Source organism: Daejeonella sp., from assembly GCF_049655485.1.
Taxonomy (GTDB): domain Bacteria; phylum Bacteroidota; class Bacteroidia; order Sphingobacteriales; family Sphingobacteriaceae; genus Daejeonella.
Window position 1 is genome coordinate 1 of sequence record NZ_JBASJU010000133.1, and the last position, 19,750, is coordinate 19,750.

Sequence of the window (19,750 nt, forward strand, 5' to 3'; positions counted from 1 at the left end):
GCATAAAAGTAAAAAAAGGATCACGTCCCCACTCGCGTGGCATCAGGTAGCGGCCATGCGCTGTAATCCTATTGTAGTTAATGCTGGTTTCCCATTGGTCGTTCTTCCATCCTGCATTCGCGCCAAAGGTCATGGATATGCCTCCCTTTTTAAAGTACCTTTTTGTCGGATCATCGTTGCCTCCATTATTTACACCATCCTGCCGGATGAACTGTGCCGAGGCGAATAAAGATGACTTTTCCTTTAAAGAGTGTTGTGTTTCTGCTTGCAGCATGGCTGTATTGAACACGTTTTCTGTAAGGACGTCCCAGGCTTGTAATTTTATCTTTTTTATTCTTTTAGTTATACCGGCCAGGGCAACACCACCTGATTCCACTGCGCCAAAATATTTTGATTTAGTGCCCGTTTCATCCAAACCTACCGGATAAATGCCGATGGAGTTTCCGGCTTTATACCAGTCGGATGTTCCCCGGGGAGAAATAGTGTACAGCCAACCGCCTTCTATTTTCACACCTTTAAATTCATTCCATTCGAGCCAGGCGCCTTCTACGGCTGTTGGATGAATCCTACCGTCCTGCATATTAACAAAAGGGGTATTAATTAGCTGCCGTCCCAATATTATTTTAGACTCTTTAAAATTGTATTTAAGATATGCCTCTTCCAGCCTATTTATATCAATCTTCTTGTCAGGAATGTCAATATCGAATAAAGACATTTCATAGCGGCTATATTGCCCAGTCTCCGGGTCTGACTGTGTCATATCGGATGAACCAAGGTTAACGACAGAGTAGATTCCGGCAGCCAGCTGAAAACCATGGTAACTGGCTGTTTCATAACTTAATCCTCCGCCTAAAGCGTGAGCATAATAGTCGGTCAGGCCTTTTTCGTTATCGGTTGCCATGAAAAAATAACGTATAAGTCCTTTGAGCTGGCCACGGCTGAAGGCCGAAGAAAGTGAAGTTGAATCTCTTGCAGAAATACGAACACTATCCCGCTGATTGTGATTTTCTGCTTGCGTTTGCACCTGTGAGTACAGCAGATTATTCCAGGTCAGAAGTATGATCGCAACAGCGATTAGGGTCTTTATCATGATTTTTATTAGGCATTAGATGGCCAGCCCGAAAAAGTATTCCGGGATGTTATTAGCAGGAATTTGCCGAAGCAAGACGAAAATTGTGTCTATTTAATGGGGTAGGATGTTTTTTAACAGACCATACAGATATGTTCCAACAAGTGCAAAGAAAAAAACAATGCCCATCGATAAAAAACCATATCCAATGTTCACTACCATTGGGCCAGGACATGCCCCGCCTAATGCCCATCCCAGGCCGAAAATAGATCCACCTAAAAGATAACGCGTAACAGATTTTTCTTTAGGGCTAAACAGGATTGGGTTACCGTGGTAATCACGGATATTGTACTTTTTTATCAATGCCACTCCAATCGCACCGAGGATTACAGCGGTGCCAATTATCCCATACATATGAAACGATTGAAAACGGAACATCTCCTGAATGCGGAACCAGGAAATAGCTTCCGACTTAGCCATCACTATCCCGAAGACAATGCCAAGGATTAAAAATTTTATGAACTTCATTGAGAAAAGATTAAAAGATTAAAGGAAATATTAAAAACGTCATTACCAAACCTCCGATAAAGAATCCAACGACAGCAATGAGGGAAGGCATTTGCAGATCTGATAAACCGCTAATGGCATGTCCTGATGTGCACCCTCCTGCATAACGGGAACCAAATCCCACCATTAAACCACCCAAAGCCAGTATCAGGAATCCTTTAAACGAAAAAGCTGATTCCAAGCTGAACAATTCGGTCGGCTGTAAGGATACCGGAGCGGCGAAACCAAGTTCACCTAGATCTGAAATAGTAGCTTGTGAAATTTGAACCGGGCCATCCGTAGATAGGAATTCTTTAGCTATAAAGCCTCCTAGAATTGCACCAACCAAAAATACTATGTTCCATATCTGGCTTTTCCAGTTGAAGTCAAAGAATTTAACAGATTGTCCAAGACCGCTGGCTGCACAAATGGTCCTTAAATTAGATGAAAAGCCAAACGATTTTCCAAAGTACAGCAGGAAAAACATTATACCGGCTATCATTGTCCCGGAAAACCACCAGGACCATGTTTGTGTTATTATTTCTCTCATGATTTGATGCCTGTATTAAATTGAAAAGATAAAATTGGCTTAAATAAGTGGTTAATTAGTTTCTCGGTTTCACTGGTATGAAACATCCCTGCCTTGTCGTGAGTACCAATACAAATGATATCCATATCACTCATTTGATTATAATGTACCACTCCGCTCTCTACATCTTTATCATCCAGGTAGTGGCATTCGTAGTTTATGATATTATTGAGTTCAGCAAATTTTGTCATATTGCTTTCCACCTCAGTTTTTTCTAAATGATGTCTGGTAGTGGAAATCTGCAGCATATGAACCTTTGTATCGAACGCCTGGATTAACTTATGTAACAGGGTCGTATCTTCTTTAGCAGGTTTTTCAAAATTATGAACCAGGAGAATGTTGTGAATCTGCAAATCAGACCTGTCGCACATCAAAGACAATACAGGCGTTCTTGATTTACGTGCAACCATTTGAGTCTCCGATCCTGAGAGGGTTTCCTTGATTCCCCAGGAACCTTTTGTTCCCATAACAATCAGGTCAAAATCCTGGCTTGCCGAGAAATCTAATATCGCGTCCGTTGTTTTACCTAAAACAAGATGGGTTTCAATGTTTCCCCCGTATAAGCTTTTAAGACTGGCTAGTTTTCTTTCGGCAATATCCTTCTGTTGAAGTACATAATTAAGGTCGATCTCCCCGCAGGTTTGTATGTCTCCATTAGCATCCATGGTTACCGTGTCCGGAACCTGAAGCACATGCAGGAAGTGAGTGTGAACCTGGATTTTTTCTTCCAGTTTTTTAACCATCAGATAAGCGTATTCCGCCTGAACGGTGAAATCTGTAGGTATTAGAATGTTTAAGCTTTCCATGTCTTTATATGTCCTTGTTTGCGTTTAAGAGCAAAGCCTTATTTAACATATTGCCCAACTTCTTCCCAAGTACCGCCGTTGGTTACGTTGCTGAATCCATTTTGTTCAAGGATAATTTTAGCCTGGCCGCTTCTGTTGCCGCTGCGGCAGAATACGACAATATTCTTTTTGTCTTTGAACTTTTGTAGTTGAGAAGGTAATGAATCGAGAGGAATATTAACTGATCCTTTTACATTTCCCTGGGAAAACTCCGCCGGAGTTCTCACATCAACTAAAAATGCTCCTTCTTCTATAATTGGTTTCAGATCAACAGGTTGTGATCCGCCAAATAATTGATTGAATATATTCATTTTCTTAGTTTTTTAATAATTATTTATAATGCCTTTTGATTACAGCGAAGCCTGCCAGCCGCAGGCAGGCAATCTAAGGTGGGTTGTCCTTGCGAGCACAGCGAAGCAATCTCTATGACCGTTAACGTAGATTGCTTCGTCATGCCTCCTCGCAAAGACATCCTCACGAAACGAGATCTTCTCCTGCTCCCACCCATTCATTAATACTTCCTGAAAAGTTAGAGACGTTGGTAAATCCATTCCGGGCAAGTATCGAATAGCCTATGCTTGCGCGATCACCGCCCTGGCAGTGAATAATTACCTTCCTGTCCTTGCTTATCTTATCAAGATTCTCAGCTAAAGTTCCAACAAACACGTTATCTGCTTTTGCAATATGACCAGCCTTAAATTCTGCGGCTCCTCTCAAATCAACTACCTGTACATTATTATTATGTATCAGATTTTTAGTTTCTTCCAGTGAGATATTATTTGCTCTTTGTAAGGTACCGCCGGTTTCTTCGAAAACAGAGGTTCCTGAAATATAACCTTCGATATTATCGAGACCGATCCGCATTAATTTCCTGGTCAGGTCATCAAGTTGATTTTCATCCGCAAGAAGCATAAATGGCTCGTCGTACTTCAGAAACCAGCCAGCCCATGTTCCGAAGGAGTTGTTTCCCTGGATATTGATACTGCCTGGAATAAAGCCTGCTGCAAACTCCGCCTTGTCACGTGCATCAATTAACTTCATTCCTTTAGCAAGATTTGCTTTAAGTTCTTCTGCTGAAAGTGACTTGAGTTTGGGTACTTCTGTTAATAACTTCCTGTCCACCTTATTCAGCTTTTTCATCATCGCAAAATATTTTGGTGGCTCGGGTTGATCTTCCAATAAATAGTCAGCAAAGCCTTTCTCATCTTTTTCGAACTGAAAAGCCCAGTTTCTTATTTTTTCATACCCGACAGTTGAGCTTGGTACGGAGCCAAGTGCTTTCCCGCAAGCGGAACCTGCCCCATGACCAGGCCATACCTGGATATAATCAGGTAGAGCTTCGAATTTCTTGATGGATTGATACATTTGTTTCGCTCCAATGTCCTGAGTTCCTATCATCCCTGCAGCTTTTTCAAGCAAATCCGGACGTCCGATGTCGCCGACAAATACAAAGTCTCCTGTGAAAAGCATAACCGGTTTATTGATAGCCGGCGTATCAGTTAACAAAAAGCTGATGCTTTCAGGTGTATGCCCTGGAGTATGCATAACATCAATTACCAGATTGCCCAGCTTCATCTGATCGCCATCCTTTAAACCGATATGAGGAAACTCATATTCCCATCCCTGTCCACCTTCATCAGACAAATACATGTCAGCGCCGGTAAGTTTAGCAAGCTCTCTGGAACCTGCTAAAAAGTCGGCATGAATGTGAGTTTCAAGGATATGCGTGATTTTCATATTATTTGCTTTCGCAATTTCTATATAAGTATCCACATCCCTTTTCGGATCAATAACCGCGGCCACTCCGGCCTTCTGACAACCGATAAAATAGCTTGCCTGTGCAAGGCTCTTATCGTAGACGTGTTGAAAATACATAATGATCAGTTTTAATTGTTATTAATTTAGTTTAAAATTTCTATTACAAATGTCGGCAGATTCTCTGCATCATTCGGTAACATTAGTTGCTTTTGTTATGCTAAAAAGCCTCATTTAGCAGGATTAATTTCTCAGCTTTAGCCTCCGTGTATATTAGTGTCCTCCTACCGCAGGAAAGAATATCTCTTTAATGATGATGTAAACTCCCATGACTAATACGAACCACCCGAATGAGGTCTTTAATTTATCGCTTGATATCTTTTTAGATAAATAAATGCCTATAAATATCCCAACGATGGCAAGTGCTGTAAATAAACCTAGCAGCCTCCAGTCAATGACTTGTCCTCCCTGTAAATCACCCACAAACCCAAACAGTGATTTCACTGCAATAATAAATAGCGAAGTCCCTACTGCAAGTTTCATAGGCATTTTAGCCAGTAAGACAAGTGCGGGAATAATCAAAAACCCTCCCCCTGCGCCTACAAGACCCGTTAGCATCCCAACACCCAGGCCTTCCAGCAAAATTATTGGGTAATTATATTTTAAAACACTGTCTTCTTCGACCAGGGTATTCTTGCTTGGCCTGATCATACTCACTGAAGCCAGGATCATCACTACTGCGAAAAGCAGCATTAATGCAATGGCTTTTGTGAGAACGAAAGTGCCAATAGTGAACACTTCCTGCGGAATGAATGGAACCAGCCATAATCTGGTGGCGTAAACTGCCGCGATCGATGGAATCCCGAAAATAAGTACTGTTTTAAAATCAACCTTTTTTTGAACAGCACTCTGAATACCGCCAACCAGCGAAGTGGCTCCTACAATAAATAATGAATACGCTGTGGCGACAACTGGGTCTACGCCCATGATATATACCAGAATAGGGACAGTTAGAATTGAGCCGCCGCTTCCTATTAACCCTAAAGATATACCGACAACTGCAGCGAGTATTAAGCCTATAATTTCCATGTTTGTTTTTATTTAGAACAAAGGTCCTAATTGCGACAACCCGAAACGGTTACAAAAGTTACATGGAAAAAATCAGTCTAGAACGGCTTAATGTCTTTGAGGTAAGCTTTAAACTCCGTACCCTTCCCTTCCTCTGAAAAGACCTCAAGATATCCATGGTGATGTTCTATGATTCGTTTTACAATGCTCAGGCCCAGTCCCGACCCGGTACTCTGGTCTGTTAACCTTTTAAATGGCTGGAATAATAAATTTAAATTTTTCTCAAGGTTTATGCCGATTCCGTTGTCTTTTATCGTGAGAACTGTATATTCCTTCTCCCTCCTACTCGAAACTTCTATGCGAAGTGGAATATCATCGCGTCGATATTTTATAGAATTTGTTATTAAGTTCCCAAACAAACTATGGATATGGGCAGTAAAATAACTTATTTCCGGTGCTTCATGAAAATCGGCGACAATTTCTCCACCAATATCCTTCAGCGTTTTCTCATATTCGCTCAAGATCAGATCAAGAGCGTTTTGGAGATTAACTACCTCCACTTTTTCCGATCGGCTCTTCTTAATGTCGACAAGGCTATTTAAACCTTTTAGCTGCAGCTTCAGTTTATTACTATTATGCTTAATCTGCCGAAGAAAGTTGGTCATTTTTTCGCCGGCGTCTTCTTTTAAAGCCAAATCAGTCAAAAGACTAATTGAGGTAAGTGGGGTTTTGAAATCGTGAGAAACCACGTTTACAAATTCATCGAGCTCCCTGTTAAGGAATTCAAGCTCTTCGATTTTTCTTTTCAATTGATTTTCAACATCAACAATCCTTGTAACATCATTTACCAGAAGCATATACTGTGGCATATCGGTGTCGACCATCAAAGGCGCGATATTTATTTCGAGAAACTGATTATTTACTTTTATGATTTCATGTATAGGATCAGAATCGGAATCCATTCTAATGGCATAGTTTTCATCAGGGAACAACTCTGACCAGGTCGTTCGGGTCCGTAAATTAAGTTTTTCGCCGAAATATTGCTTTGCTTTATTATTTGCACTAATAACTTTCTTTTCCTTATCAAAGACAATCGCCCCTATTGGTGCATTTTCAAGAAATATACCAAGATTTTGAAATGTTATCTCGCGCGGAGCTGGTTTTGGATAAAGCGTCCGCTGCTGTATCCTCAAGAAGCTTTTACGCTGTTTGGTACGGTTAATGGCGCTTTCTAATATCACCGTAATATCCTTACCAAATTGATAGGGAATGATCGTTACATTTTTACCAACATGATGACCATACTGCAAGGACTGTTTTGTGTTCTGATATTGTTCCTGGAAAGCAAGAACAACTATGGAAATATGGGGATTTTGTTGAACTGCACGCTGGACCTGCTGCAATGGATTAACAGTAAGCGGGCCGATAAGAAAAAGATCAGCTTCTTCCAGGGTATTCTTATGAACATCGGAACTTAACTGTGTTATAGGGACAAATTCAACCGATATGTTTCCCTTCATCCCAGTCTGGACGCTTCCAACCATCTGTCCGAAGCCAACATAAAATATCTTTGACACGATCTTAGGTTCTAATCAGAAAGAACGGGTTGATCCAGTAAAACCCGGCCAATCCAAGTGTATAATAAGTCTGTTGTAGGCGACATCACATGTGAGGCCCTTGCATCCCTTAACAGCCGGCCCAGATGGGAATTGCTTTGATAACCAATTCCGCCTGCCAAAGTCATTACATCATTCACAACATCCACACAGCAGTTTGCTACTTCGGCTTTTGCACTTAAAAGACTAATCATGGCATCCTGCGGTTTTGTGTCACCTAATTCCGCAGCATGGTAAACAAGCCGTCTTGTTCGCTCTACTTTTGCCCATATCGTACCTAAGCGATGCTGTAGTAAAGATACACTTGAGAGTGAACCGCCGCTATGCGCATAGTGCCGTTTTATTAGCGTTTCTTTGGCTTCAGTTAAGGCTGCTTCAGCGATGCCCAGGTAAGTCCCAGCCATTGCCATAAGAAAATAAGGCGCCACTACATTGAATACATACCACAACTGGTCCCCCTTCTCTCCCAGAACATGGTTCCCGGAAATGTGAACGTCGTTAATATGCATTAATCTCGAGGAATTACCACGCATCCCCAAGCCGTCCCAGGGTTTCCCCCATTCAACACCCGGAGCAGATTTATCGATTATTACACATGAAAATTCGTCCTGTTCAGCATCGGCACTTGCACCCAGGGTTGAAGTGACATACGAGTCGGCATGGCCGCCATTAGTTACGAATGATTTGGTGCCTGATACGATAAATTCATCCTCGGTTACAGCTATTAAAGCTGTTTGAGGAAAATAAAAATGAGCACCAGTTCCCGTTTCGCTTAAAGCCAGGGTAGTGATGTGGCGGCCTTCAGCAATCGGCACCAGATAGTTCTGCTGCTGCCACTGGGTTGCTTTAGACGCCATCACAGCAGTACCAACACAATGCATCCCAAAACAAAGCCCTGCAGATGAGTAGGATTTTCCAAGTTCTTCACTGATCCTTACAAGGGAAAGTAAACCATGATCTAATCCCCCGAACGCTGCTGGTACGACCAGGCCGGTGAGTTTCGATTCCTGCAAAGCTTTCATGGTCTCTTTCACCCAGGTGCCATTGGCATCTGCTACCAGCGCCTCTTTGCTTGCAACTTCTTTCCCGATTGTGGCAGCCAAACGTACCAGTGATTCAATCTCCATAAAACCAAATATAGAATTTCTCCTTGCATGCAACACTAATAACTATAATGTGTTTTTAATGCAGAGCAAAGCAGTTCTATAATTACCAGAATAAGTGCTTAAATTTGATATTATGTTGAATACATCAAAAGAAATGGAAACAAATAATGTAAAAGCCTTCGGAGCTGAAAACCGGGATGCGAGTTTGAAGCAAATGAAAATTCAAAGAAGGGAGCCAAGCGCTAACGATATTGAAATTGATATCCTCTATTGCGGAGTGTGCCACTCCGATCTGCACACCGTGCGGAACGATTGGGGAGGAAGTATTTATCCAGCGGTTCCAGGCCATGAAATAGTAGGCCGGATTACAAAAATAGGCAACTCAGTGAGTAAATTCAAGGTAGGCGATCTTGCTGCAGTAGGTTGTATGGTTGATTCATGCGGTCAATGTTCCAGCTGTACACAGGATCTGGAGCAATATTGTGTCCCCGGCTTTACTGGAACTTATAATGGAAAGGACAGACATTTGGGCGGTCAGACCTTTGGAGGTTATTCGGAGAAAGTGGTTGTCGATGAAAGGTTTGTGCTAAGGGTGCCAGAGAATCTTGATCCCGCCGCGGCAGCTCCTCTGCTGTGTGCCGGTATCACTACCTGGTCGCCCTTAAGGCATTGGAAAGTGAAAAAGGGCGATAAAGTTGCTGTTGTCGGTTTAGGTGGCCTGGGCCACATGGCGATTAAGCTTGCGAAAGCCCTTGGCGCACACGTTACCTTATTCTCACGGTCGCCTGAAAAAGAAAAAGACGCAAAAGCGCTGGGTGCTGATGCCATTGTGATTTCTACAGACAAACAACAAATGTCGTCAGTGAATGCTGCATTCGATCTTATCATAGATACAGTGCCGTATGTTCATGATGTAAATGAATACATTCCGGCACTCAACATAAACGGGACCATCGTACTTGTGGGATACCTTGGACCGTTGGAGCCCATGCTTAATACCGTTCCCATGATCTTGGGTAGAAAATCTGTCGCCGGATCAGTCATTGGAGGTATTGCAGAAACCCAGGAAATGCTTGATTTCTGCGGCAAACATAATATAGTCTCTGAGATAGAACTCATAAAGATGCAGGATATCAATGAAGCGTATGAAAGAATGCTTAAAAGCGATGTACGATACCGGTTTGTGATTGACATGGAATCCTTAAAAACCTGATTGATTCAGAGAATCGCAGAAAGACTTTAGAAATAAGTTGGTTAGTGATTAGTTGGGTTAGACCATCGTAACCTACTGGTGCGAGATTTCTCAACTAAACACTAGCTTTCACTAATCACTAAAATTAAGTTTCTGAGGCAGGAATTTAACGAATCTTCGCCATGGCATAGATATATGGCTGGGTTTCTGTGGTAGCAACCTGGTGAAAAACAAGAATATTACTTCATATTTTTCTTAAGAAATTCTACAAACTTTGAATTAGTATAATCGGCAGCTCCCTCATGTCTGAAAATCAGCTGTCCGTCTGGATCAAAAACCAGCGTGGTAGGAAGTGTTCCTGTATAGAATTCTTCAGGAATTTCACTTGCAGGACGGTAGACGTCAAGATCATAATCTTTTTTAAGCATGAATTTGTCTGATTTTACAAGATCAGAATCCATATCTACCATTAGAAATTCAATTCTTCTATCATCTTCAAAGCTCCGGCGAAGTTCATTGATAGAAGGCATTTCTGCTAAACATGGAGGGCACCATGTGGTCCAGAAATTAACAAATACTACTTTGCCTTTTAGCTCCGCCATTCTTACTATTTTCCCATCCTTGTCAGCAAACTGAATAGAAGCTGCCGAAGCAATGGTATTTACATTATTGGTTACAGACGGGCCTGGCAGGGTGGGCTGATATAAGCCGACTTTCATAAGCACTTTCATAAAAGTAGCTTTGACATCTGGCACAAATAGCATTCCCAGTATAAAAAGGATTAGTATCCCGTTAAAAATATTAGAGCGGTTTAACCAGCTTTTGTAATTTCCCGATGTTCTATCTTTTATCATTTCTTATACTTTGTAAGGAAAACGCAAATTTACAAATATATAAATGAGGGCTTGGTGATAAATGTAACTTAAGGGAGAAGCTATTTGTTAACATTATCTCCAAAAGTGACTAATATCATTTTCTTGGCTCCACTCAGTGACCATCTTTGTGGGGTGCACGAGCATTAGAATCATCCTCTTTATGAAAATCGCTGTATTTAGTACATGTCAATACGACAAGGAGTTTCTGGAACAGTATAACACCGCGCATGAACTTACCTTTTTTGACTATTCGTTGAAACTGGAAAATATTGCGATAACTAAAGGATTCGATGCCCTATGCCTGTTTGTAAACGATAAAGCCGATGCAGGTATATTGTCGGCCTTGAAAGAAAATGGGGTGGGACTAATTCTCCTCCGCTGCGCCGGTTTCAATAATGTAGATATCAAAAAAGCTTCCGAACTGGGGATAAAGATATTAAGGGTTCCGGCTTATTCGCCGGAAGCTGTGGCTGAGCACGCCATGGCAATGATCCTTACCTTAAATCGAAAGACTCATAAAGCCTATAACCGCGTAAGGGAGGGTAATTTTTCACTGGAAGGCTTGATGGGTTTTAATCTCCACGAAAGCAAAGTGGCTCTGATTGGAACGGGAAACATAGGAACTGCTTTTTATAAGATCCTTAAAGGATTTGGCTGCCAAATCGCTGCATATGACCCCTATCCAAATGAGGCACTTATAGCTGATGGTCTAATTTACGGCACCCTGGAAGAAACTCTGTATGATGCCGAAGTCGTTTCCCTGCATTGCCCCCTTTCCGCCGAAAATCATCATATGATAAATGCAAGCACCCTTAAACTTTTCCAAAAGGGTGCAATGCTTATAAATACTAGCCGTGGTGGATTAATAGCTACAGCTGACGTAATTGCTGCGTTGAAAACAGGTCAGTTGGGTTACCTTGGCCTCGATGTTTATGAACAGGAATCGAACCTTTTCTTTCATGACCTTTCGGGGGATATTATTCAGGATGACTTGATATCCAGGCTAATTTCTTTCCCCAATGTGCTTATTACTTCACATCAGGGATTTTTCACAAGAGAGGCTATGCAGCAGATTGCGACGATCACCTTTGGAAATGCGGATGCGTTTGGGTCAGGGGGAGTGTTGGAGAATGAAGTGAAATTGTAGGGCCAAATGAACATCATCTTCCACCAACTCTCCTCAGAGGAAACATTAAGCCAATTGAACGCAACTTCAAACGGTTTAACTAAGGAAGAGGTACTGAAACGCCAAAGCGAACATGGCCGGAATACCATCCCCCAACCTAAATCAAAGACTCTCATCCGCATATTTTTAAGCCAATTTCTAAATCCTCTGATTTATGTATTAATGGCAGCAGCACTCATTTCGCTGTTCACAGGCGACATGAGGGACGCCATGTTTATTTTGGCAATTATCGTTTTTAATTCCATACTCGGTACTTATCAGGAGTGGCGGGCAGAAAACAGTGCAAAAGCGCTGCGCGATTTGGTAAAAGTAATAACGCGGGTGAAACGCGACGGCCACATCTATGCAATCGACTCCGAAGAATTGGTACCCGGCGATATTGTTTTGCTTGAATCTGGCTTCAAAGTTCCAGCCGACCTTAGGCTCATTGATGCAAATAACCTTTGGGTTGAAGAAGCCCTGCTGACCGGGGAGTCGGTAGCCATTAATAAAACGGTAGAACCACTAAAAGGGGGAACTGAACTTTCTATCGGCGACAGGCTCAATATGGCATTTGCTGCTACCACAGTGCAAAAAGGCAGGGGAACCGGCATAGTTACCGACACAGCAAAGGATACCCAAATTGGACAAATTGCTGACTCACTGAAGATGACCGAACCGGAAAAACCTCCGCTAGTTAAACGTATGGAGGGATTTTCTAAAAAGGTCAGCATAATTGTGCTCGTGGTGTGTCTGATCCTTGGTTTAATAGGCTTTTACAAAGGAACGCCGCTAAACGAAATTTTTTTTCTGATGGTAGCCGTGGGGGTCTCAGCGATCCCGGAAGGGCTGCCCATAGGGCTTACTGTTGCGCTGGCTATTGGCACGCGACGTATGGCCCGGAGGAATGTTATCGTTCGTAAACTTCCTGCCGTAGAGGGCCTGGGAAGCTGCACCCTGATCGCATCTGATAAAACTGGCACCCTGACGGTGGATCAGCAATCTATAAAGAAACTATACCTGCCCGGGAACCGCCAATATCAAGTCAGCGGACAAGGGTACAATGGAGAGGGAACGATTACCACTGAGGACGGAAAGGGGGCTGAACTGGACGACACATTTCAGGACTTTATGATGGCAGGAATAATGGCTAATGAAGGGATCCTGAGAAAAACCAATAAGGGCTGGGAGCATTCTGGCGACGCTGTTGACGTAGCTTTCCGGGCACTCTGCTATAAAAGCGGTAAAGAACCTGTATTCTTTAATTCGCAGGCTGAAATCGTTGAAATTCACCCATACGAATCGGAAAGTAAGTTTTCCGCAGTTTTCTACAAACACCATAATAAACTCAAATATGCATTAAAGGGTGCAATGGAAGTGGTGATTGAAAAAATCCCCGCAGCCCTGAGAAGCGAAATCACAGCGGTTTCGGAACAGATGGCGGCTGAAGGTTATCGTGTAATGGCGCTTGCAGGCGGAACCGTCGAAACCGCTGACATCAATAATCTTCCTGAACTGAAATTACTCGGCCTGGTAGGAATGATCGACCCGCTGCGGCCAGAAGCTCAAGATGCAGTTAAACTATGCCAACAAGCCGGAATAGAGGTATTTATGGTAACTGGAGACCATCCGGCAACCGCGCTGGCTTTAGCAAAGGAACTGGGAATAGCTGCAAATCAGGATGAGATCATAACTGGTGCAGAATTGCAGGAGATGAAAGGGCTTGCTAAAGGTGAATTTGCCTTGCGTCTAAAGGATAAGAAAGTATTTGCACGGGTTGCCCCACTGCAGAAACGGGATATTATTGAAGCAATGAAATCGCTCGGCCATTTTGTAGCCGTAACCGGTGATGGTGCCAACGATGCACCTGCTCTCAAATCGGCACATATTGGTATTGCTATGGGAGCCGGCACGGACCTTGCAAAGGAGGCCTCCTCTATTATTATCGCTGATAATAATTTCGCATCTATTGCGGCGGGAGTTGAAGAAGGGCGCTATACTTTTGATAACCTACGAAAGATCATTTACCTGCTCATATCCACCGGAGCAGCAGAATTGATCGTCATTGGCTTGGCGATAATCCTTTCCATTCCCCTCCCCTTTTTGGCGGTTCAGCTATTATGGCTTAATCTGGTTACCAACGGAATCCAGGATATAGCCCTTGCTTTTGAAAAAGGCGATGCCACAGCTATGACAAAACCTCCCCGAAATCCAAACGAGAGCATTTTTGACAAGCTTATGAACACCCAAATCATTGTGTCAGCATTCTTTATCGCAGGAATACTGTTTACTCTCTGGTGGCATCTTATTTATAATCTCAATTATAATGAAGGACATGCACGTTCGGTAGTGATGATGCTTATGGTATTGATGCAAAATTTTCATGTGCTTAACTGTCGTTCGGAGACTAAAAGCCTTTTTAAAATGCCGTTAAAGAATAATTATGTGCTGCTTGCAGGTATGCTTCTTGCCCAGGGAGTGCACATTCTAGCCACCTATTCACCATTAGGAGCTACATTACATCTAGAGCCCATAACACTTTCGGAATGGCTGAAACTGCTTCCCACAGCAGCTATTATCCTTTTAGTTATGGAAATATTCAAATGGCTTTGGAATATAAATCGAAAACAAAGCTGATAGGAAAATTTATATAATTAGTACGCCCCTTCTCCGGAGATAATCATTGCCGCCAGCCGTTCGTCCAGGCCATAGATATCTTTTCGAAAGTTCATGAGGTTATCGCGGTCGATGAAAGCCGTAAAGTAGGAAATAAAGACAGGCACAGTATTCGTAAGTGTAACAAACCGTTCGCCACCAGTATTCATTGATTTTGCGATTTTCTCTGCATCCCAGCCTTCCATGTCCTTAAGCAGAAACCCGGCAAGCTTTGCCGGCTCTTCTATACGGATACAACCGTGGCTGAATGCCCGGGAAGTTTCATTAAACAAAGATTTTGAGGGAGTGTCATGCAAGTAAATATTATAGCTGTTTGGGAACAGGAACTTTACTAATCCGAGCGCATTCGAAGGGCCGGGCCTTTGTCTGATTACTGGCAGCCCATTGCGATAGCCCGTTATTTCCATGTGGTGGCGGGCGAGATAAGAAGAACTTTTCCTCATAGCGGGCAGGATCTCTTTCCGCAGAATACCAGGCGGGATATTCCAGTAAGGGCGAAATACTACATATTTAATTTCTCCATAGAATAGCGATGTTGGATGCACTGTTTCGCCAACTACCGCGTTACAACTCCATAGCAGGTCATTGTCGTGATAGACATGTAATTTGAACTCAGGGATATTTACTGCGACATAATCGCCAGTAACCTGAACAGGGAGCCATCGGCTTCGTTCCATATTCACAATGATTTGCTTGATCCTGGTTTTTATGGGGACGTTAATCGCAGCAATTGTTTCAGCATCAATTTTACCGCTCGGACTAAGCCCGTGTCGTTGTTGAAAGCTTGTCAGCGAAATTGAAAGCTCTCTATCGTAAACAGGGCGGGATGTGTCACCCTTAAAATCGCCAAGCAGGAAAAGACTCGACTTTAAGCGTGATATAAAATTGGAAGTGTCACCTAATTTCGGGAGCTTCCGGCTTACCAACGAATCCCAATTCCCCCGGGAATCAAGTTCCCTATACTTTCTAAGGAAAGTACGCAGCAGTTCATATTGTCGGTAAACAGGCTCCTTTATTGCTACGGTTTTGGCAGGTGTTTGCAGCAGGCTGTCGAGATAGGTTCTATAGTTTACAGCTTTCCGGGGCAGATGCCATTTGTTTGATTTACTTACCACTTTACTCATTCCGTCCCATGCAAGTTTAGAGTAAACAAAATACTCTGCTGTTAGGAGAATTTCGAGTGTAATATCTGGTTTTGCAGTTTGCGCTATACCAGCTGCTCCATGAACTAGCGAATCCAGGGCATTCTTGTAGATCAATTTTTTGTATACACCTTCATCTTCAAGGTTCAAAATCCTGTTCGTCAAATTGCCGGCTTGCTCAATCAATAAACCTTTTTCAAACCATGCGTAGGTATAGTCCCGGCCTCGATAAAAGTTCCTAACTTCTTTTTCGTGGGATTTCAGGTTGGTGAACTCCTCAAAGAACTGAGTTATCTGAAGGCTATCGAAAACCAGGGCAGTCTGGCTGCTAAAATTCCCGCTAACGGTCTGGTCCTTATTCCTATCGATAGTGTCTTGTACAACCTGGGGTTCAACAGTACGTCCGCAACCTGGCAGAGCAAGAAGCGAAAGTACTGCCCAGAACACTATCGTTAGGAACAGGAATTTCATCGCGTATCAAGGGTATTTCCAGACTTCTGATCACCCCTAAAATGCTCCACATGGGCGTAAAGTTCTTTTTTAACGGATCTATCCAGGATAAGCAAGGCTTTTATCTCCGAACAGATTGCTATATCCTGATCAAGAAGCGACATCTCAATGTTCTTCCCGGTATCCCTAAGTATGTTTTCTATAGAATGTTGTTGAGCGCTCAGCAAGACATTAAGCTTCACTAGACGCTCTTGCAACTCCACCATCCTGGAGTTTACAAATTCTAGTTCCCGGAACTTCTCTTCTTTTGTTGTCGATAAAAGTGCTTTTTCAAACAGTTTCGGGAAAAATCTTGATTCATCTTCAAGGAAAAGAATATCGGAAAGTTTTTCCTTGCTTTCAAGGTAGAGCTCTTGTAATTCCGATGATAATTGCGATTCAGCTGTGTTCATTTGTATCTTTAGTTTATTTGCCCAAGATCGGAACTAGCTTAGGGCCTGCTAATTACCGCAAGCAGATTGTTAGATGATAATTATCACTAATTTAAGGGCGATGGAGGCACCATAGGCTGAAGTTCAATGGAAAAGCTTAAAATCACCTCATCACCCACTTCCATTCTCCGTTTTTCGCTTGGAGGTAGCTGAACCTTGAAGTCGCTCATCTTTATAGGCGTTGAGCCGGAACAAATGATATTTCCCTTTTCGCCGACATAGGCTTTGACCAGAACGGGGGTTATCCTCGTAACACCGGCAATAGTAAGATTGCCTTCAATTTTTATGACGAAGCTATTCTCACCTTCAGGGCTTTCTGTAAAATAGACTCCCTTGTAAATGATATCTCCGAAAGGATAGGCCTTTAGTGCTTTGTAAGCATAGGTGTTCATCCAAACGTTATGGCCCTTTAGATCTTCTACCTTAATTAAAAGAGACAGCGCGCTTATTTCCATTTTTCCTTTCGCAACATCTATAGTTGCCTTACAATCTATGGTTTCCGTTTGCAGCGACCAGCTTCGGGTATTGGCTGTTCCAAGAACCAGTATATCGCCCTGAAAAGCGCTATAATTTTGCGCTGATACACTTATTGCCTTCAGCATAAAGACTGTTGCAACAGTAAATATTATTAAAAGTTTGTTCATGTTATACCTCCTTTTCCGAGAAAATGATTTAAATTCAAAATGGTCTGTGCAGCAACTATCTCTAATGCTTCCTTTGTTAGAAAAGCTTCATGAGGAGTCAAAAGAACGTTGGGATGCTGAATTAATGCACTAAGCAATTGATCGTCGACAGGATGATCTTTATGATCGGAAAAGAAAATGTGATTCTCAAATTCGTAAACATCCATTCCCAGTTTGCTTATTTTATCGCGCTGGAGCGCATTGTATACGTCAATTGACTTAAACACCGCTCCCCGGCTTACATTAATGAGCATCACACCATTTTTCATCTTCGCAATGCTCTTATCATTGACCATATGCCGGGTTTCTTCTGTAAGCGGAACATGAAATGTGATGATATCTGACTCTATATAAAGGAGCTCCAGTTTTACCTGCTGCGCACCTAAAGCTTTACAGTCATCAGCGACGTCTTTAATGTCGGCTACCAGTATACGGGATCCGAAACCCCGTAAAATTTCCACCATGGCCTTACCGGTTTGCCCGAAGCCCACTACCCCGATAGTTTTATTTCTTATTGTAGTCCCAACAAGTTTGTCAAGAGTAAAGTCATAATTCAGCATCTGCTCGTGAGCCGGAAGTATGTTACGGCTTAGTGCGAGCATTAAAGTCAGGGCGTGTTCTGCAATCGACTCCGGGGAGTACGGTGGGATATTTGATACCTCGATGCCAAGACTGTGGGCTACTTTAAGGTTGATATGATCCGTCGAGGTAGAACGGGTCCCAATATATTTTACACCCATCGACTTTAAGTCGAGCAGTATCTGTTCAGAAAGGTCGTCGCCTGGAAAAACCAGTACAGCATCTTTACCTCTAGCATAAAAAACGGTATCAACATTTAAACTATTGGAAATAAGAGTAATATCATGCTTTTTATTGTTTGCCCTAATCAGGTATTCCTTTTCACACGCTTTAATACTATAGGCAGTTACTTTCATTTTTAGAGAGTTAAAAATCAAAAGTAACCTTTAGGACGCCTGGAAGGCATGAGGTTGGTCAGGTGGAAATATGACTGTAATCACTAAGTGGGGATTAGCAGATGATAGTGGGGAGTGGCGAAAGGACATTTGGAAACTAAGCAGACTACACGAGCGGGGCGTCACAGCGGCTTAGGCAGCGTGTCGTTGACGAGTTCCCCGCCCCAGTCGGGGAACAGCCGCATCACCCTTTAACATGACCGTCGTCATTTAAATTCCTTCCATCAGCACTTATTTTTATATAAAATCTGAAACCTATGAAAGCTATCCTTGTATTAACCGACTTTTCCAGTGAAGCTAACTACGTTGCTGAGTTCGCCATTCGCCTGGCGATCACGATCCAGTCAAATCTGACTTTTTGCCATGTTTTGGAGTTGGATGATCAACAAAATGATGAGAGGCATACTTCAGACAGGTACAAAACGGGATATAAAGATGTGTTCGATTTGAGTGATCAGCTGGAATCGTTCAAAAAAATAGCCAACGCGCATAAGGGTAATTCAGAGTTTATGCCGGCAATCGATTGTATAGTGGAGTTTGGGAGTTTCGCTGAAGCTGCAGCGAAGATAGTTGCTCAGCAATCAATCGACTTTGTGATAATAGGTTCACGTAAAAGCCATTCTGTGACCAAGTTTCAGTTTGGAAGCCAGACCTATACCCTGCCTGACAAGTTTAAATGCCCCGTCCTGCTGATTCCTCAAGGATCAACATTTGAAGGTCTTAAAACCATCCTCTATGCCAGTGACCTTCCTGTAAATAATAAAAAAGCGCTCCTATTTCTCGCAGAACTGGCCAAACCCTTTCAAGCAACTGTTAAAGTAGGACATATCGCTAAAAAATCGCAACCGGTACGGGTATCTCAAACGATATCGTCCGATTCACTCAACCACCAGCTTGGCAGATACTATGCCAAACTAGTATATCAAACGTTGAAGGACGACGACCTTGGCGCTGGACTACAGAGGATGATTGGCAAAGAAAAAATCAATATCCTCGCCCTGGCTCATAGAAAATACCACTTCAGGGAAGGTGTGTTTCACTCAAGTGTAAGTAAGCTAATGTCGGGGGCAGAAATTCCTTTATTGATACTTCCGAATTCGTTTATATCGGAAGAGCCAGGAATGGTGAGAGGGCAAGTGGAGAACTAAAAACTGAAAGTTAACGATAAGGTATCTTGATACCTGCCGCAGGCAGGCTTGATACTTTTTACCCTTCCAGCATCATCAACCCCTCCTCATTCCCCTGCTGTGCTGCAATCTCCATGACGGACAATCCACGCGCATCCCGTATTTCGCGATCTGCACCATGTTCTAGAAGCAGCCCCATAACATCGTTCCGGCCGAACATGGCAGCGAACATTAGCGCTGTACCACCATTACCGTGCTGCCGGTTTAAGTCGGCCCCGCGGTTAATGAGCAGTTCGGCAATATCCATATATCCTTTAAAAGCTGCACCCATGAGCGCGGTGTTCCCGCCGTGATCATAATCATTTATTTCGGCGCCGTGAT

General features: G+C 42.8%; 19 protein-coding genes. 4 read left to right on the forward strand and 15 right to left on the reverse strand.

The genetic code is table 11. The annotated features are described in order from the left end of the window. The 9 genes from WBJ10_RS05475 to WBJ10_RS05515 all read right to left on the reverse strand — a co-directional run. Positions 1-1,090: OprD family outer membrane porin (locus WBJ10_RS05475; RefSeq protein WP_424288522.1), on the reverse strand; the 1,090-nt coding region annotated here is incomplete at its 3' end. 93 nt (positions 1,091-1,183) lie between these two features. Then, positions 1,184-1,597: a DUF6691 family protein gene (locus tag WBJ10_RS05480; RefSeq protein ID WP_424288523.1), complete on the reverse strand. Its 414-nt coding sequence runs from the start codon at positions 1,595-1,597 to the stop codon at positions 1,184-1,186. A 10-nt stretch (positions 1,598-1,607) separates the two neighbouring features. Next, on the reverse strand, positions 1,608-2,165 hold the full coding sequence (locus WBJ10_RS05485; protein WP_424288524.1) for a YeeE/YedE family protein: 558 nt from the start codon (positions 2,163-2,165) through the stop codon (positions 1,608-1,610). Next, complete coding sequence (locus WBJ10_RS05490) at positions 2,162-3,010, reverse strand: universal stress protein (RefSeq protein WP_424288525.1); 849 nt, start codon at positions 3,008-3,010, stop codon at positions 2,162-2,164. The genes WBJ10_RS05485 and WBJ10_RS05490 overlap by 4 nt, the downstream gene beginning before the upstream one ends. A gap of 38 nt (positions 3,011-3,048) precedes the next feature. Continuing rightward, on the reverse strand, positions 3,049-3,360 hold the full coding sequence (locus tag WBJ10_RS05495; RefSeq protein WP_424288526.1) for a rhodanese-like domain-containing protein: 312 nt from the start codon (positions 3,358-3,360) through the stop codon (positions 3,049-3,051). A 163-nt stretch (positions 3,361-3,523) separates the two neighbouring features. Continuing rightward, positions 3,524-4,924, reverse strand: coding sequence for an MBL fold metallo-hydrolase (locus WBJ10_RS05500; protein ID WP_424288527.1), 1,401 nt, complete (start codon positions 4,922-4,924; stop codon positions 3,524-3,526). 153 nt (positions 4,925-5,077) lie between these two features. Then, positions 5,078-5,893 (reverse strand): sulfite exporter TauE/SafE family protein, encoded by an 816-nt coding sequence (locus tag WBJ10_RS05505; protein ID WP_424288528.1) that lies wholly within the window; start codon positions 5,891-5,893, stop codon positions 5,078-5,080. 77 nt (positions 5,894-5,970) lie between these two features. Next, positions 5,971-7,449: an ATP-binding protein gene (locus tag WBJ10_RS05510; protein WP_424288529.1), complete on the reverse strand. Its 1,479-nt coding sequence runs from the start codon at positions 7,447-7,449 to the stop codon at positions 5,971-5,973. Between the two features lie 11 nt (positions 7,450-7,460). Next, the gene (locus WBJ10_RS05515; RefSeq protein ID WP_424288530.1) at positions 7,461-8,615 is read right to left on the reverse strand and encodes an acyl-CoA dehydrogenase family protein; all 1,155 of its coding nucleotides are present in this window, start codon (positions 8,613-8,615) and stop codon (positions 7,461-7,463) included. A 112-nt stretch (positions 8,616-8,727) separates the two neighbouring features. Between WBJ10_RS05515 and WBJ10_RS05520 the strand changes: the two genes are divergently transcribed. Next, positions 8,728-9,807 (forward strand): NAD(P)-dependent alcohol dehydrogenase, encoded by a 1,080-nt coding sequence (locus WBJ10_RS05520; RefSeq protein WP_424288531.1) that lies wholly within the window; start codon positions 8,728-8,730, stop codon positions 9,805-9,807. Between the two features lie 218 nt (positions 9,808-10,025). Here the strand turns inward: WBJ10_RS05520 and WBJ10_RS05525 are convergent, their stop codons facing one another. Further along, positions 10,026-10,640: a TlpA family protein disulfide reductase gene (locus WBJ10_RS05525; protein WP_424288532.1), complete on the reverse strand. Its 615-nt coding sequence runs from the start codon at positions 10,638-10,640 to the stop codon at positions 10,026-10,028. A 181-nt stretch (positions 10,641-10,821) separates the two neighbouring features. Between WBJ10_RS05525 and WBJ10_RS05530 the strand changes: the two genes are divergently transcribed. Both WBJ10_RS05530 and WBJ10_RS05535 read left to right on the forward strand, forming a co-directional pair. Then, on the forward strand, positions 10,822-11,808 hold the full coding sequence (locus tag WBJ10_RS05530; RefSeq protein WP_424288533.1) for a 2-hydroxyacid dehydrogenase: 987 nt from the start codon (positions 10,822-10,824) through the stop codon (positions 11,806-11,808). Between the two features lie 6 nt (positions 11,809-11,814). Beyond that, positions 11,815-14,463 (forward strand): cation-translocating P-type ATPase, encoded by a 2,649-nt coding sequence (locus WBJ10_RS05535; protein ID WP_424288534.1) that lies wholly within the window; start codon positions 11,815-11,817, stop codon positions 14,461-14,463. Between the two features lie 17 nt (positions 14,464-14,480). Here WBJ10_RS05535 and WBJ10_RS05540 read toward each other — a convergent pair whose 3' ends face one another. The 4 genes from WBJ10_RS05540 to WBJ10_RS05555 all read right to left on the reverse strand — a co-directional run bounded on the left by WBJ10_RS05540 (position 14,481) and on the right by WBJ10_RS05555 (position 18,203). Further along, the gene (locus tag WBJ10_RS05540) at positions 14,481-16,115 is read right to left on the reverse strand and encodes a L,D-transpeptidase family protein (RefSeq protein ID WP_424288535.1); all 1,635 of its coding nucleotides are present in this window, start codon (positions 16,113-16,115) and stop codon (positions 14,481-14,483) included. Further along, positions 16,112-16,546 carry a hypothetical protein gene (locus WBJ10_RS05545; protein WP_424288536.1) on the reverse strand — a complete coding sequence of 145 codons (435 nt, stop codon included), beginning with the start codon at positions 16,544-16,546 and terminating at the stop codon, positions 16,112-16,114. The genes WBJ10_RS05540 and WBJ10_RS05545 overlap by 4 nt, the downstream gene beginning before the upstream one ends. A gap of 86 nt (positions 16,547-16,632) precedes the next feature. Further along, the gene (locus tag WBJ10_RS05550) at positions 16,633-17,229 is read right to left on the reverse strand and encodes a YceI family protein (RefSeq protein WP_424288537.1); all 597 of its coding nucleotides are present in this window, start codon (positions 17,227-17,229) and stop codon (positions 16,633-16,635) included. Continuing rightward, a complete protein-coding gene (locus tag WBJ10_RS05555; RefSeq protein ID WP_424288538.1) occupies positions 17,226-18,203 on the reverse strand; it encodes an NAD(P)-dependent oxidoreductase in 978 nt (325 codons plus the stop codon). The genes WBJ10_RS05550 and WBJ10_RS05555 overlap by 4 nt, the downstream gene beginning before the upstream one ends. Before the next feature lie 296 nt (positions 18,204-18,499). On the opposite strand from WBJ10_RS05555, the gene WBJ10_RS05560 reads away from it, so the two are divergent. Then, positions 18,500-19,390, forward strand: coding sequence for a universal stress protein (locus WBJ10_RS05560; protein WP_424288539.1), 891 nt, complete (start codon positions 18,500-18,502; stop codon positions 19,388-19,390). Positions 19,391-19,448: 58 nt separating this feature from the next. Here the strand turns inward: WBJ10_RS05560 and WBJ10_RS05565 are convergent. Then, a partial coding sequence (locus WBJ10_RS05565) for an ankyrin repeat domain-containing protein (RefSeq protein ID WP_424288540.1) occupies positions 19,449-19,750 on the reverse strand: 302 nt, incomplete at its 5' end.

Coding starts and splice junctions, on each gene's coding strand:
- WBJ10_RS05480 (WP_424288523.1), bottom strand. CDS start 1,597: ATGAAGTTCATAAAATTTTTAATCCTTGGCATTGTCTTCGGGATAGTG.
- WBJ10_RS05485 (WP_424288524.1), bottom strand. CDS start 2,165: ATGAGAGAAATAATAACACAAACATGGTCCTGGTGGTTTTCCGGGACA.
- WBJ10_RS05490 (WP_424288525.1), bottom strand. CDS start 3,010: ATGGAAAGCTTAAACATTCTAATACCTACAGATTTCACCGTTCAGGCG.
- WBJ10_RS05495 (WP_424288526.1), bottom strand. CDS start 3,360: ATGAATATATTCAATCAATTATTTGGCGGATCACAACCTGTTGATCTG.
- WBJ10_RS05500 (WP_424288527.1), bottom strand. CDS start 4,924: ATGTATTTTCAACACGTCTACGATAAGAGCCTTGCACAGGCAAGCTAT.
- WBJ10_RS05505 (WP_424288528.1), bottom strand. CDS start 5,893: ATGGAAATTATAGGCTTAATACTCGCTGCAGTTGTCGGTATATCTTTA.
- WBJ10_RS05515 (WP_424288530.1), bottom strand. CDS start 8,615: ATGGAGATTGAATCACTGGTACGTTTGGCTGCCACAATCGGGAAAGAA.
- WBJ10_RS05520 (WP_424288531.1), top strand. CDS start 8,728: ATGTTGAATACATCAAAAGAAATGGAAACAAATAATGTAAAAGCCTTC.
- WBJ10_RS05525 (WP_424288532.1), bottom strand. CDS start 10,640: ATGATAAAAGATAGAACATCGGGAAATTACAAAAGCTGGTTAAACCGC.
- WBJ10_RS05530 (WP_424288533.1), top strand. CDS start 10,822: ATGAAAATCGCTGTATTTAGTACATGTCAATACGACAAGGAGTTTCTG.
- WBJ10_RS05535 (WP_424288534.1), top strand. CDS start 11,815: ATGAACATCATCTTCCACCAACTCTCCTCAGAGGAAACATTAAGCCAA.
- WBJ10_RS05540 (WP_424288535.1), bottom strand. CDS start 16,115: ATGAAATTCCTGTTCCTAACGATAGTGTTCTGGGCAGTACTTTCGCTT.
- WBJ10_RS05545 (WP_424288536.1), bottom strand. CDS start 16,546: ATGAACACAGCTGAATCGCAATTATCATCGGAATTACAAGAGCTCTAC.
- WBJ10_RS05550 (WP_424288537.1), bottom strand. CDS start 17,229: ATGAACAAACTTTTAATAATATTTACTGTTGCAACAGTCTTTATGCTG.
- WBJ10_RS05555 (WP_424288538.1), bottom strand. CDS start 18,203: ATGAAAGTAACTGCCTATAGTATTAAAGCGTGTGAAAAGGAATACCTG.
- WBJ10_RS05560 (WP_424288539.1), top strand. CDS start 18,500: ATGAAAGCTATCCTTGTATTAACCGACTTTTCCAGTGAAGCTAACTAC.